Source organism: Polyangiaceae bacterium, assembly GCA_015075635.1.
GTDB lineage: Bacteria > Myxococcota_A > Polyangia > Polyangiales > Polyangiaceae > JADJKB01.
In genome coordinates this window covers 2,385,426-2,399,611 of sequence record JABTUA010000003.1, presented here as the reverse complement: position 1 = coordinate 2,399,611, position 14,186 = coordinate 2,385,426, and the positions used below count along the sequence as shown (strand labels likewise).

Here is a 14,186-nt window from a genome sequence, read left to right as displayed (position 1 = left end):
CGCAGCCTAGGGCGTTTCCGCGAGCGCGACCAGCGCGCCGAGCACCGCCACCGCCGCCGTCTCCGTGCGCAGCGTGAGGCGGCCGAAGCGGGCCGGGCGGAAGCCCGCCTCCCGTGCTGCCGCGAGCTCGTGCTGCGCGAGGCCACCCTCGGGACCCACCAGCACACGGAGCGACGCGCTCGGTCGCCAGTCGGAGAGCACCGCCCGGAGCGGCGCCTCGGCCTCCGGATCCAGCACCACGCCGAGCGCCTCCGGCAGCAGGCCGAGCGCGTCGCCCAGGGCGAGCGGGCCGACGAGCTCTGGCAAGTCGCCGCGCCCGGACTGCCGGGCAGCCTCCCGCGCAACGCTCTGCCAGCGCTCGCGACGCCCCTCCCCACGCTCACCCAGCCGCGGCACGGTGCGCTCGGTCGTGACCAGGACCACCCGCGCGACGCCCAGCGCGGTGGCGTCTCGGATCACGGTCTCGGGCTTGTCTCCCTTGCCGAGGGACCAGAGCAGCGTCACCGGCAGCGGAGCCGACACTCGAGCAGGCCGCGGCTCTCCCACGCGCGCGCGGGCCCGGCGCGGCTCGGCGACCAGGAGCTCCGCGTCGGCCTCGAGCCCGGACTCCACGTCGAAGACAACGAACGCTTCGCCGACTCGCAGCCGGTGTACGCGCACCAGGTAGCGCGAGGTCGCGGCGTCGAGGTCGAGTTCCCCGGCCACGAGCGATCCGACGGCTGCGCGCAGCGTCACCGAAGCTTCATATCAGATCCGAGCAGCACCCTCCTCTCCGCCCGCGCCTCGACCTCGGCGCGGGAGAAGGCCAGCTTACGGTAACGCCCCTCGACCCAGTCCTCGGTGAGGTCGTCGAAATGGGGGCTCGCGCGGTCGGCCACGTTGCCGAGCGGGAAATTCACCCAGACCTCGGGCGTGCCGGAGTCGTCGAAGCGGCCGACCAGGCGCTCGACCGGTCCGTAGTCGCTGACCCACTGCTCGGGCACGACGAAGTCACGACGGAACACGCTGTGCGCGACGTTCACCGTGTTCTCGCCGCCGTCGCTGGGGACCGAGGGCAGCGCTACCCCGAGCCCGAAGGCGTTGTCGAAGCTGGTGACGTGTACGTCGCCCCAGCGGTAGAGGCTCGGCTCCACGCCGCCGTAGCGCGCGGTCAAGAGCTCCGCCGTGCGCGCCAGGCCGGTGAGCACGATCCGGTGCCGGCCTTGCTGAAGCAGCGCATCGCCCTTGGGGTACTGCCCCGAGAGCGCCAGCGCCGCCACCTTCAGCACGTAGAAGGGCGCCGCCTCGAGCACGCGCTCGTAGAGCAGCGGGATCATGTCGTCCTCGACCGCCTCTCCGGTGGTGAAGTGGGCGAAGGCGTGGAACGCGACTGCGCCCGCCGAGTCGCGTCTCATCCGGCGATCCCACTCACTGACGAGCAGCTTCACCAGCCGTTCCATGCCAGGGCGGGCCCCGAGCTCGGCCAACGCGGGATCGCCGTCGCGCGCCGCCCAGGCCTCCTCGAGCAGCGCGAGGAAGGTGTCGGCCATCAGGCAGCGCGAGTCGATCTGCAGGCTCTGCATCTCCTCCAGCGTGACGCCGCCCCGCGTCGTCAACCGCTCGAGCTCCGACTCGATGCGCTTGGCGCGATAGCCCGGATCGTAGAAGGCGCCGTAGTACCAGGCGTCGTTCCCCGGATCGCCGTCGGCCGTGAACCCGAGGGGATCGTTGTTGGCCGTCGCGATGAAGCCGCGCTCCGCCGCGCGCCCGTGCGGCAGCTCCGCGAGCGGCAGTGAGCCTCCGGGCCAGAAGGCCTCGGGGTCGTCGCCGTTCATCACGCGCCACGGCTCGCGACCGGTTGCGACGGGGTTCCGCTTCGGCACCTCCAGGCTCACCCGGTACACGATCTCGTCCGCGTCGGCGCCGACCCAGTTGTAGCTGAGCTCCGGCGCGCGCTGCACCGCTTGGTCGAGCTCCGCCACGCTCTGGGCGCGATCGAGCTCCAGGAAGTAGAGCGAGCTTCGCGCGGCAAAACCGGTCCAGCCGAGCAGCACCTCGCGCCCTTCGCCGGTCAGCGGCACCGGCACGCCCGCGAAGGCCGGCTCGAAGATCACGCCGTGGCCCGGGACCTCGCGCACCACGATGCTCTCGCTCGTGCCGCCGCGGATCGGGATCACCTCTTGTCGGCTGACGACCGGGACGACCGCGCTGCCGATGCGCGCGCCCGCGTCCGTCAGCTCGACGGACCAGAGATCCATCACGTCGCCGAACGCGGAGGTCGGCGCCCACATCGCGCCTCGGGTCTGTCCGGCGAAGATCCCGGGGGCCGCGGCGAAGGCGAAGCCGGCGACGTCGAAGCTGCCGCCGCGGTCGGCGCTGTTCAGGTGCAGCGCGTACATCGCGCCCATCAGCGTGAACACCAGGTGCGGATCGCCTGCCAGGAGCGGGCGCCCGTTGTCCGTGAAGCGCCCGTCCACCGCCCAGTTGTTGCTGCCGGGCCTGGGCGCGGCCAGGAGCCTCCGCCAGGCGGCCGGATGGTTGGCGGACTCCGGGAGCTGCCAGGTCGAAGGGGCGCTCTTCGACTGCGGCGGCGCTCCGGCTGCCACGATGCTCGGGCGGTCTTCCGGCGGCACCGCGAAGGTCGGGTGGGCCGGCTGGAAGATCTGCGCCGACTCGAGCGTGGCCGGCGCGATCTCGCCCAAGAGCGTGATCAGGATCTCGTAGAGCAAGCTCTGGTCGAGGCCGAGCTGGATCATCTTCTGCACGATCAGCGGGTCGTCCTCGTCCCAGGGCTCCGGCAGGAAGTCGAGCTCGTCCGCGCCGAAGCCGAAGGGTCTGGGCAGCGCGCCGCTCCGCACCTCCGCGATGCGCTGGTTGATGCCGCGCCGCCAGCCCTGGAGCAGCTGCCAACGCTCCGGCGCCTCCGCCCGCATCAGCTCCGCGTCGAGCTTGCCCCAGCGCGGCAGGTCGAACAGTCGCACCAGCTGATCGTCGTGGAGCGCGGTGGCGCCGAAGGAGCCCTTGAAGTCCGCGCCCAAGACCTCCGCCCGCCGGCCGTGGGCGAAGCGCCGCCACATCTCGAGCTGGAGCAGTCGGTCGCTCGCCAGCTGGTAGCCGTAGCCGAAGAACAGATCTTCGTCGCTCGCCGCGTAGATGTGCGGCACGCCCATGTCGTCGATCACGATCTCGATGGGCGCGCCGTCGTCCCGTGCCGGCTCGGGCTCGCCGCAAGCCACCGAGCCGAGCGCGAGCAGGCTCAGAGAGGCAAGGCCCCACGCACGTCCGCGCACGTCGCTCCCTCCCCGAGCTGAACCATGGTGTAGGTCGCGTTCGAGACGCTGAACTTCGGCTGGTTCTGATCGATGAAGTCCGACTCGCTGGCGCTGCACAGCTTGCCGTCGTTGCGCTTGCAGCCCACCACGTGGTTGTCGAACAGCTTGACCTCGGCCTGACCCGACGCGCTCGTGCAGCTGTCGCGGGTCCCGCTGATCTGCACCGCCGTGCGCGTCACGATGTAGACCTCGTGGGCGCGCTTGCCGCTCGGGTTCAGGGCCTCGAACAGGCTGGTGGGCGGCGCGGAGAAGGGCGGGTCGGTGCGCGGCACCGCCAGGATCCCCGGCTGCCCGTCGCCGTCGTGATCGACGCCGGTGATCTGCTTGGCCGAGGCGGGCCAGGCCGCGTTCGGATCGGGCATGCTGAGCCCCACCAGCGACACCACCGGGTCCATCGAGATCGTGGCGCCGACGTCGAAGCCCGAGAGCTTGCCGGAGGCCTTGAATTTCGGCATGCCCGCCTTGTCCCAGACCGCGTCGGGGATCACCGTCTGCACCTGACCACCGCCGGCGATGGCGGTCTTGGTGAGCGCCGGGATCGCGCTGCCGCAGGGCGAGACCTCGCCGCTCGCGGGGATCTCGCCGCTCGCGGGATCTGCGTCGCCGAAGTCGAGCACGGTTCGCGTCCAGATGTGGATCTTGCCGCTGCCGGCGCTGATTCCGGTCTTCGCAGGCCAGCTCACGTCCGCGACGATCAGGTTGCCGATGGTGGCGTGCTTCTGGTTGTTGCCGCAGCCACTGCTCGTCCCGCCTGCCCCGACAGCGCCGCCCACCGCGCCGCTGCCGCCGGCGCTCGCGCCCGCTTCGCCGCCGCCTGCGCCCCCGCCGCCGCCGCCGCCAGAGCCGCCCAGGCTGACGCCGCCGCCGCCTCCGCCGGCGCCGGGTTGACCGGCCGAGCCTTCGGGTCCGCCGTCGTCACCGCCGCCGCAGCCACCGAGCAAGAGCACCAGAGCCGAGAGTCCGATCGAGCGCAGCATGGAGCCTCCTGCCTTCGCTGACACGACCCCACATCGGACCTTGCACGGCGAAAACACCTGACGCAGGGCAGCAGAGTCACCATACTCGCCCGCGCCTTGGCGGAGCGCTCTCGCAACATCCTGATCCTGTTCGCGGCCGCAGCCGCAGCGGGCGTCTACTTCGGGATCACGCGCGAGGCGCCGAAGCCCAAGGACGGCGGCTTGCCGCCGCGGCCGTCCGGCTCCACCAGCGCGGCGAGCGTCACGGCACCGCGCGCGGCCACGCGCGCCGAGGTCGAGTCGATCCAGAAGCGCCTCGGCGCCGCGATTCGAGCCGGAGCCGGCGATCCGAAGAGCCCTTGGGCCCTCGCCCACGGCATGGTGGCGTTCGGCGCGGACTTCGCCGCCGCGGACGGGCGCCCCGCCAGCGAGGTGATCGTGTCCTTCGCGGAGCAGAAGGAGATCTCGGGCAAGAGGCTCTGGCTCTTCCCGGAGAAGAAGGGCAGCGACCCCGTGGAGCCGCACCGCTTCCTGCTGGTGAAGACGCTGCTGGAGATGAACGTGCCGCTCGACAAGAGCTTCGAGACCTCCACGGGCGAGCGGGTCACGCTCGCGCGTCTAGTCGCGGATCTGCGCGCGGCGGCGGCCGAGCCCAAGACCGACGCCGACTATCACCACGTCGCCTGGCAGATCTCGGCGCTGGCCGAGCACGTGAAGCGCGAGCCCAAGGCCGCGACCGAGCCGCCCGCGCTCGCTGGGCTGATCTCCGCCGCGCTCGCGCGTCTCGAGGCCGATCAGAAGGTGGTCGAGGGCTACGGGGGCCCGCCAGACCAAGCCTTCGACGAGGGCAGCCCGCTGCACCGTGCCAAGCGCGACAAGACCGGCATCTACGGGCATAGCTGCGGCGGCCTGCACCTGGTGCAGGCGGTGGCCAGCGCCGTCGCCGTGGCGGGCAGCGACGACGACAGGCGCCGCCTGAAGAAGCAGCTCGGCGTGCTCTTGTTCCGCTACGAGCTCGAGCGCCCGGCTTACGCGAGCCTGCTCCTCCGCCACCCCGATCAAGGCCTGCTCATCCGTCTGCAGCAGCAGAAGTTCTTCGGCCACCTGATCGAGACGCTGACGCTCGCCCGCTCCCTCGGCCTGACTGGGCCCGACACCGAAGGCGGCAAGCGCATCGATCAGACCATCCGCTTCGCTACCGCCGACCTGGTGGACGTATCAGGTGGCTTGCTCGAGGGCGGCGTGTACGAGCGCCTGGAGGCGATCCGCAAGGATCGCGAGCAGACCTACCTCGATCTGATCGGCGACGCTTGCCACGCGCTGCGCGGCCTGAGCCGGGCCGTCGAGGTCTTGTAGCTCGGGACCCGCTCTAGGCTATTCGCGCTCCGCTGGCGACCGCCAACGCCACGCGACTCTTCCTTGCGGTCGAAACGGCCGGCGCCGGTCCCGGCCGGCATTCGCACTCGCCTCTCAGTGGCGTAACGTGATCTGATCATGGCAAGACTGCTCGAGTGATCCCGGGGCTCGGCTGACCGCCGAGCGGCTCGTATCGAGGCGCTCTGTCGCCCACCGAACGTTCTAGGCCCCCGGCTTCATCTCCACGTACGCCTTGCGGGCGCGCACCGACACGATGACGTCGCGGCGCTCGCGCTTCGGGGGCACGCGCTCGCCGGGACCGAGCACCAGCGCCGAGAGCTGGTTGCCGTAGACGCAGCCGGTGTCGAGACCCGTGGCAAACGAGGCGAGCTGCAGGCCGTCCACCGCGTTGTGCCCGAACACGACGTGCGGCAGCTCGTCGTAGCGCTCGGCCCAGAGCGTCCGAGCGCGCTTGTCGCTGGGCGCGCCGTCGTCGTCGATGCTGCGCATGTGGGTGAGGGCCCAAGGATCCTGGCGCTCCATGGGGGTGCCGGGCACCACGCCGGCGTGCACCACCCGGAGCTCGTGAGCGGGGAGGTCCAGCCAGTACGGCAGGGCCTCGAGCACCGCCCAGTGTCGGTCCTCCAGCACTCGCATCAGGAGCTCGTGGGAGGGCCCGAGCCTCCGCCCCGGCTCGCCTCGGGCCCGGGCGGCCCGCACCTGGAGCAGGCGCCACTCGTGGTTGCCCTGCACGGCCGCCGCGCCGAGCCCGGCCGCCAGGTCCAGAACCCCGGGCCCATCGGGGCCCCGCGCCACCAGATCCCCGACCAGGTAGAGGGCGTCCTCCCGCCCAAAGGCCAGGCGGGACAGCAGCTCTTCGAGCTCGGCCCGGCAACCGTGGACGTCCCCCACGACGATCGTGCGACCCACGCTCGGCAGGCTAGGAGCCTGAAAAGTGTTGTCAAATCCCGGCCGATGGGGGGTAATGGCGCGCGCGTTGGAGCGGAGGGCGCCCTGGCCTTGTGGCAGCGCCGAGCCGCGTGATAGCCATGCGAAATCATTCCGTTCAGGGAGGCCACATGTTGTCTGCTCGCCGAATCTCCGCCTCGCTCGCCGCCGTCGTGCTCTCCGCCTCCGTGGTGAGCTGCGGTGGGGGCAAGGACGATGAGAAGTACCAGCCGCGCGGAGCGTCGAGCGGTCCGAAGGCGGCCATGCCGGCCGTCCCGAACGTCCCCCAGAAGCCGATCAAGGCGGGTGACGCCTACACGGTGTGGGGGGCCAGCTACCACCTGCGCAGCCGCACTCATCGCAAAGAGGTGGCCGGCAAGAAGCTCAGCATCACCGGCTACATCGGCAAGACCAACCTGCCGGACGCGCCGGCCTGCGCCGTACACAAGGGCGGCAAGGCCGACCCCGAAGGGTGCAACGCGCCGGTCCCGGCGTTCTGGCTCTGCGACACCAAAGACGCTCCGGAGAAGGAGTGCATCAAGGTGATGGGGTGGGCCTCGAACTTCGCGCAGGTCTACGACGCGGTGGAGGAGTTCGAGAAGAAGGAGGACGCCGAGAAGAGCGACACCTTCTGGGGCGTGAAGCTACCGAACCCGCTGCCGATGAAGGGTGCGAAGGTCACCGTGAAGGGCGACTACTCGACCACCTTCGTCCGCGCCACGACGGGAACGGAAGCCGATCCGATCATGGGCATCCTGACCTACGAAGAGATCACCTATCACGAGAAGGCGGCGGAGCTCGCGTACCTGCCCGGCCAGGATCCGCCGAAAGACCCCGCAAAGAAGAAGTAACGGCGGATGCGTCAGTCGCGCGCGGGAGCGCTGGCCAAAGCGGCCTTGCTCTCGACCGCGCTCGTCGGCTGCATCAAGAGGGCCGCGCCGCCCGGACGCGATCTCGTCGCTGGCGTCGACGTGGTCGGCGGCAGCGCCGTCGACTCGAGCAACGTCGAGGAGCGGCTCGCGACCCGCCCGCCGCCCTGGCCGCGCTCGTTCGAAGGGCTGCTCTACGACTACGAGGTGTTCGACGACACCGTGCTCGCGCGGGACCTCGAGCGGGTCGAGCGCTACTACCGCCGCAAGGGGTTCTACGAGGCGAAGGTCCGTGCGGCGCGCATCCTGCGCGTGGACGAGCGCCACGTCCGGGTCGAGATCGCCGTGGACGAGGGCCCCGTGGTGGAGGTGCGCCGCTCCGACCTGAGCGGCCTGGCCAGCCTGCCACACGACGTGGCGGCGAGAGCGCTCGCCGCCATCACCCTCGACCCCGGAGATCGCTTCGACGAGGACGTCTTCGAAGCCAACGCCAAGGCCATCGCCAACGTGCTGGGGGACGCCGGATACGCCTTCGCGCGGGTGAAGCACCACGCCAAGGTGGACCTCGCGACTCACACCGCGGACGTGAGCTTCGAGATCGTGCAGGGGGAGGTCGCGCGCTACGGCCGGGTGCGCATCGTGGGGCTCGAGTCGATCCCGGAGGAGAAGGTGCGCGCCGTGCTGGGCCTGGAAGAGGGCGCCCGCTACTCGCGCCGCGACGTCCTGGACGCCCAGGACGCCCTGCAGAACCTGGGTGTGTTCTCCAGCGTCGAGGTCGGACAAGACAAGTCGAACGCCGAGACCGGCGAGGTGCCGATCACGGTGGTATTGCGAGAGGCATCGCTGCGCACGCTGCGCGTCGGCGGCGGCGCGCGCTTCGACGTGCTCCGTCTGTCCAATCACTTCCGCGTCGGCTGGGAGCACCGGAACTTCGCCGGCGGCATGCGCCGCTTCAACGTCGAGGCCCGGCCCGGCGTGACCTACTTTCCGACGCGCATCGGCCGCTTCGACACGCCGACGCGGGTCTTGCCCGAGAACCGCCTGCACTCCGAGCTGCGCCAGCCCTCGTTCATCGAAGGGCGCACCACGGGGTTCGTGGCCGCCGACTACAGCATCTACCCGCTGCTCTACCCGATCCCCGACAACGCCGACCCGGAGCGCGAGCGGGTGATCGGCTATCACGAGATCAAGGCCAGCACGGGCCTGGAGCGCGCCTTCTTCGCCCACCACCTGTTCGTGACGCCCTCCTACAACTGGCAGGCGAACTTCCCCTTCACCTACCAGGGCGGCAGGCCCGATGGGCTCGACGCGGTCCGGGTGTCGTTCCCCGAGCTCTACGCCATCCTGGACTTCCGCGACGATCGTATCGACCCGCGCAAGGGATTCTACCTGTCGAACTCGTTCCAGGTGGCGGGCTACGTCTTCGGCGGCACCGTCAGCGATCTTCGCCTCAGGCCCGAGTTCCGCGGCTTCTTACCGCTCTCCAAGCACGTGACCCTGGCCACGCGGGTGACGAACGGTTTCTTGTTCCCGAGCGACTACGGCGAGACGCTGACCAGCGCGCAGGCGCAGGCCGATCCGACCAACCCGAGTGTGGTCCGCGATCAGCACAAGCTCCTGTTCCGGGCCTTCTACAGCGGAGGCCCCAACTCGAACCGCGGCTACCCCTATCGCGGCGTCGGGCCCCACGGTCCGGTCGGCTTCCTGGTGCCCACGGGCGAAAACTGCGGCGGAGCCCTGGACCAGCTGCCGGATGCTTGCATCCGCCCCCTGGGAGGCCTCACGCTGTGGGAGGCCTCGATGGAAGTGCGCTTTCCCATCATCGGCCCGCTGTTCGGTGCGACTTTCATCGACGCGAGCGACGTCACACGCAGAGTGGGAGAAATCCGCTTCAACGTCCCGCACATCTCCCCCGGCCTGGGCCTGCGCTACCAGACGCCGGTGGGCCCGCTGCGCATCGACGCGGGCTACCGCACGCCCTGGTTGCAGCAGCTCGGCGAGGAGGATCTGGAGCGCCGGGAAGGCGACCCGGGCACCGTGTTCGGCCTGCCCATGGCCATCCACATCGCGCTGGGCGAGGCGTTCTGATGGTCAAGAGCACCCTCAGGCCACCGCCGACCGAGCCGGACCCCGGTCCCGCTCGGGGCGGGCGCCGGGCGCGGGTGCTGCGCTTCGCCGGGCGCGCCTCGGCCACCCTCGGCCTCAGCGCCGTGTTCGTGCTGGCGCTCGTCGCGGGCGCCGTGCTGCACGTCAACCTGCCGGCGTCGCGGCGCGTGGCCTCGACCCTGCTCTCGCGCTCGCTCACCGGCGCGTTCCACGGCGAGCTCCGCACGGGGGAAATCCAGGAGCTCGGCCTGCGCGGCGCGACGCTGAGCGAGGCTACGGTCAAGGACGAGGCGGGCACCACGGTGCTCACGCTGCAAGACATCCGCGTGCGCACGGACGTCGTGACCTTGATTCGAGACATCGTCACGGCCGAAGAGCGCATCACGGTCATCATCCGCCACATCCGCGCCGACCGAGCCGACGCCTTCATCGTCCCGGACGCGGCGGGCGTGCCCACGCTGGTCCGAGCGCTCACGCCGGTGCCCAGCGCGCCCAAGGAGCCGCGCAAGCCGAGCGCGCCGAGCAAGCCGCTCCGCGTGTGGCTGCCTCAGATCGAGCTCGGTCGGGTCTACGGGCGCGGCACCGTCGCCGGGTTGCCCACCCTGGAGGTCGCGCTCGGTGGCGTGCGCGGCTCGGTGCTCGCCACGCCCAAGGGCGCCGCCATCGACGTGTTTCGCTACGGCATGACGGTGCGCGGCCTCGGCGGCACGGACGCCACCGGGACCGGCGAGCTCCACGTGCGCGCGCCCGGCGCAGTGTGGAGCTCGTTCAACGGCTACTTCGGCAATTTGCCGGTCTCGAGCTCGGTGTACGTGAAGGGCAAGACCGTCAAGGCAACGGTGGACGTGCCCAAGGCGCTGCCCGAGGACGTGCGCGCGCTCTTCTCCGACTGGCCGCTGAAGGAAGCAGTGGCCGGCCACGTCGAGGTGAACGGGGATCTGCCGGAGCTCCAGACCAACTCGCGCTTCGAGGTCGACGGCGCCAAGCTCACCGCGACCGGACCGGTGCGCTTCGATCGCGGGGTGAACGTCGCGTTGGACGTGCAGGGGCGCGGCGTCGATCTGCGCGCGCTCTGGCCCAAAGCGCCCGCGACCAACGTGGACGTGGACACCTCGCTGGCGGTCTTCGACAAGGGCGGCCGGCTCGTGGTGGACGTCAACGGCACCACCGCCGCGACCACGCTCCTCGGTCAGGCGGTGCCTCCCATGGACGTGACCGGCACCTGGAACGAGAAGGGCTTCGAAGGCAAGGCCACGCTCCACGAGACCGGCATGCCGCTCAAGGTCGCGTTCACGGTCCACCCGGACGGGGCGGTGGACCTCGATGCCCGCGCGCGCTCTTTCCAGATCGAGCGCGCCCCGCGCGTCGAGAAGCTGACGACCGCCAAGGGCCGCGCCGAAGCTCAGGTCAAGGCGCGCATCGAGAAGAACCAGCTCGACGCCACGCTCGCGGCGGACGTCTCGGGCTTCTCGCTCGGGGAGGTGAAGCTCGCGCGCGGACACGTCAGCGGCCGCGCGAAGGGCAAGCTGACCGAGCTCGACAAGCTCTCCATCGACGCCAAGGTGACGGGCTCGAACCTGAGCGCCCAGGGCCAGAGCTTCGGCAAGGTGACGGCCACGGCGAAGGGGCCGGTCCTGCGCCCGGCGCTGACCGCCAAGCTCAGCGACGAGTACGGGCCGGAGGTGAACGCGAGCGCCGTCCTGGAGGCAAAGGCCAAGCCGAGCGTGAAGAACCTGGACATCCAGGTGAAGCGCGGTACAGCCGTGCTCGGCGGTCGCATCTCCGAGCTCGGCCTCGACACCCGCGACGTCGTCGTGGAAAACCTCAAGCTGACCGGCGCGGGCGGCGAGCTGGGCGGCAAGGTGCGCATCTCGAAGGGCCGCATCGAGGTCAAGGCCAAGGGCCAGGAGCTCGATCTCGACTTGATCTCCCGGGCCATCGGGCTGCCGCGCGGAGTGCTGGGAGGCAAGCTCACCGTGGACGCCGACGTCGTCGCCAGCAAGGAGCAGTCCGGGGGCCACGTGCGGCTGGCGCTCGGCAACGGCTCCATCGCGTCGGTGGGCGGCATCTCCCTCTCGCTGGACGCGACGCTCGACGGCGAGCACATCGAGGGCAAGGCGAGCGGCGCGGTTGCCGACATCGGCAACTTCGGCGCCGCCTGGCAGAGCGAGCTCGACGGCAACCCGGCCGAGGCGGCCTCTTGGCGCGGCATGACGGGGGACGGTGAGATCCAGCTCAGCGAGGTGCAGCTCGCACTCTTGAAGCACGTCCTGCCCAAGTCGGCCCGCATCGACAAGATCGACGGCACCGCCTACGCCCGCGTCAGGATCGAGCGCCTCTCGCCGAAGGAGCTGCCCAACCTCCGGGTCGAGATCGCCGGCACGCGCAAGCTCGAGGTCGTGCAGGCGCCCGCCAAGAAGGGCGAAGCGCCGCTCCGCTTCGTGGGCATCGAGCTGCAGGCGACGGGCGGCGTGAACGGCGAGAAGGGCGACGCCAGCGGGACCACGCAGCTCTACGACTCGGACGGCGCGCTGATCACCACCAGCGGCTCGGTGCGCCTGGACTGGAAGAAGCTCCTCGCCACGCCGGAAGAGTGGCTGACGTACGCGCTCGAAGCGCCAGTGATGGCGATGCTCACGATCCACGAGCGACCGTTCTCGCAGTTCCCCGCGCCCTTCCGCCCGGAGGGTCTGCTCGGCTCCGCCGGCGCGCGCGTGCTGATCTCGGGCCCCGCCAGCGAGCCGAAGCTGTCGGTCAACATCGACGCGCGCCGCGTGCAGTCGGCGACGAGCTTCCGCGCGCTGGCGGTCGACGTGCGCGCGAGCGGTGAATGGGAGCCCGGCAGCGGGCGCTTCGGCAGCAACACGGAGCTCATCGTGGGCGGGCAACGGGTCGCGCACCTGGCGGCCAAGGGCAACGCCAACGTGTTCGAAGGCACCTGGACGGGCGGCGCGCACCTGGCGCTGGAGGGGGTCCCGCTCGGGGTGGTGCCGGCCCTCGCGGAGGCAAAAGTCGCGGGCGCACTGCAGGGCAACGTGGCCTTGCAGCGGCCGAAGGCGGAGGACCCGCCGCAGCTGTCGGCGAACATCGACCTGGGCGGCGCCAGCGTGGACGGCGTGAGCGTGGGACGCGGGAACATCTTGGTCCGCTCCGACGGCAAGCAGCTGCGAGCGCAGGCCGAGCTCGACGACGGCCAGGGCACGCTGAGCGCCGACGCCCGATTCGGGCTCGATTGGGAGAAGGTCACGCCGGACATCGACCGCGCCCGGCGCGTGCTGCTCTCGGTGGAGTCGAAGGGCTACGACGCGGTCGTGCTGTCTCCGTTCCTGCGCGACGTCTTCTCGCGCCTGACCGGAAAGGTGGACGGAAAGCTCAGCGCCACGCTCGAGCCCCGCATGGCCGCCGGCGGAAAGCCCAGCGGAGACTTCGACGTGGAGGTGGACGGCAGCGCAACGGTGAGGAGCGGCGTGGTGAACATCGCGCCGATGGGCATCGAGTTCCGCGACGTCACCTTCGGCGCCACGGCCAAGCGAGCCGGCATCTACACGCTGGTGCGGATCCAAGGCGTGGAAGGCAAGGCTCGCTCCGAGAAGGTGAACCTCCGCGCGCTCTCCAACCTCTACTTCGACGGCGTGCGCCTCGCCCGCGGCAACGCCTCGGTCAGCGTGACCGAGGTCCCGGTGCTGTTCCAGGGGGTGTCGCAGGCAACGGCCAGCGGCTTCGCGACGCTCCAGCTGGAGCGCGAAGAAGAGCGCATGCTCGTGACCGTCGAGATCCCGAACCTCACCGCGCGGCTGCCCCAGGCCTCGGGCCGCGCGGTGGTCGAGCTCGCGGACAACCCTGCCATCCAGATCGCCCAGGCCTTGAAGGAGCCCACCGTCGAACGCACCGGCAGCATCTTGCCCTGGCACCTGGTGGTGAACCTGCGCCGCGGCGTGCGGCTGACGCGCTCGGATCTGGATCTGCCGCTGGTCGGCCAGCCCGTCATCGACCTGGGACAGAAGACCGTCGTGGGCGGGCACATCGAGCTCGAGCCCGGCGGCCGCTTCCAGTCCTGGGGCAAGACCTGGGTGATCGAGGCGGGGCGGGTGGTGTTCGACACCCCGGAGCCGAGCGACCCGCACCTGTTCGCGACCGCAAGCTGGCGCGCGCCCGACGGCACCCTGGTGTACGTGGACGTGCGGGGCACCCTCAAGGACGCGAAGCTCAAGCTGACCAGCGATCCGGCGCGACCCGAGCCGGAGATCATGGCGCTCCTGTTCGGTGGCGCTTCGAGCGGCGGCGGCGACGAGTCATCGAGCGCCCGCACGCGCGAGACGGCGGCCGCCGGCGGCATCGCCACGGCTTTCAACACGCTGTTCGCCGACGCCTTGGTCGGGACCGTCGAGCTTCGCACCGGGACCGACGAGAACAAGGCCAGCTACACCGCCGCGGTGCGCCTGAGCGAGAGCGTCTGGTTCGAAGGAACGTACCGCAATCGACTCGAGCAACAGCAGAGCACCGCCGGCACCGAGCCCGTGGACGTGAGCGGCACCGTGGACTGGCGCTTCAGGAGGAACTGGTCCTTGCGCACCGAGGTCGGAACGCTGGGCACCGGGCTCGATCTGCTCTGGCAGTATCGGTACTAGTGTCGTGCCAGG

Annotated in this window: 8 protein-coding genes; 4 read left to right on the top strand and 4 right to left on the bottom strand. The window is 70.8% G+C overall.

The window, feature by feature from the left end; genetic code table 11:
* Positions 1–6: 6 nt before the first annotated feature.
* From HS104_41410 to HS104_41400, 3 genes are read right to left on the bottom strand one after another with little or no spacing between them, the layout of a single operon-like run.
* Positions 7–735 (bottom strand): 16S rRNA (uracil(1498)-N(3))-methyltransferase, encoded by a 729-nt coding sequence (locus tag HS104_41410; GenBank protein ID MBE7486417.1) that lies wholly within the window; start codon positions 733–735, stop codon positions 7–9.
* Entirely contained in the window at positions 732–3,269 is a 2,538-nt protein-coding gene (locus tag HS104_41405) for a penicillin acylase family protein (GenBank protein MBE7486416.1), read from the bottom strand. Before HS104_41405 ends, HS104_41410 begins: the two co-directional genes overlap by 4 nt.
* Complete coding sequence (locus tag HS104_41400) at positions 3,236–4,288, bottom strand: hypothetical protein (protein MBE7486415.1); 1,053 nt, start codon at positions 4,286–4,288, stop codon at positions 3,236–3,238. Before HS104_41400 ends, HS104_41405 begins: the two co-directional genes overlap by 34 nt.
* Before the next feature lie 96 nt (positions 4,289–4,384).
* On the opposite strand from HS104_41400, the gene HS104_41395 reads away from it, so the two are divergent.
* The gene (locus tag HS104_41395) at positions 4,385–5,623 is read left to right on the top strand and encodes a hypothetical protein (GenBank protein ID MBE7486414.1); all 1,239 of its coding nucleotides are present in this window, start codon (positions 4,385–4,387) and stop codon (positions 5,621–5,623) included.
* A gap of 222 nt (positions 5,624–5,845) precedes the next feature.
* Here HS104_41395 and HS104_41390 read toward each other — a convergent pair whose 3' ends face one another.
* Positions 5,846–6,553: a serine/threonine protein phosphatase gene (locus tag HS104_41390; protein ID MBE7486413.1), complete on the bottom strand. Its 708-nt coding sequence runs from the start codon at positions 6,551–6,553 to the stop codon at positions 5,846–5,848.
* Positions 6,554–6,702: 149 nt separating this feature from the next.
* On the opposite strand from HS104_41390, the gene HS104_41385 reads away from it, so the two are divergent.
* The 3 genes from HS104_41385 to HS104_41375 are packed head-to-tail and all read left to right on the top strand — an operon-like array spanning position 6,703 to position 14,174.
* A complete protein-coding gene (locus tag HS104_41385) occupies positions 6,703–7,422 on the top strand; it encodes a hypothetical protein (GenBank protein MBE7486412.1) in 720 nt (239 codons plus the stop codon).
* Positions 7,423–7,428: 6 nt separating this feature from the next.
* The gene (locus HS104_41380) at positions 7,429–9,528 is read left to right on the top strand and encodes a BamA/TamA family outer membrane protein (protein ID MBE7486411.1); all 2,100 of its coding nucleotides are present in this window, start codon (positions 7,429–7,431) and stop codon (positions 9,526–9,528) included.
* Positions 9,528–14,174 carry a translocation/assembly module TamB domain-containing protein gene (locus tag HS104_41375; protein MBE7486410.1) on the top strand — a complete coding sequence of 1,549 codons (4,647 nt, stop codon included), beginning with the start codon at positions 9,528–9,530 and terminating at the stop codon, positions 14,172–14,174. Before HS104_41380 ends, HS104_41375 begins: the two co-directional genes overlap by 1 nt.
* Positions 14,175–14,186: the final 12 nt, after the last annotated feature.

Excerpts from the sequence above, each read along its gene's own strand:
- HS104_41400 (MBE7486415.1), bottom strand. The coding sequence starts at position 4,288 with ATGCTGCGCTCGATCGGACTCTCGGCTCTGGTGCTCTTGCTCGGTGGC.
- HS104_41385 (MBE7486412.1), top strand. The coding sequence starts at position 6,703 with ATGTTGTCTGCTCGCCGAATCTCCGCCTCGCTCGCCGCCGTCGTGCTC.
- HS104_41380 (MBE7486411.1), top strand. The coding sequence starts at position 7,429 with ATGCGTCAGTCGCGCGCGGGAGCGCTGGCCAAAGCGGCCTTGCTCTCG.
- HS104_41375 (MBE7486410.1), top strand. The coding sequence starts at position 9,528 with ATGGTCAAGAGCACCCTCAGGCCACCGCCGACCGAGCCGGACCCCGGT.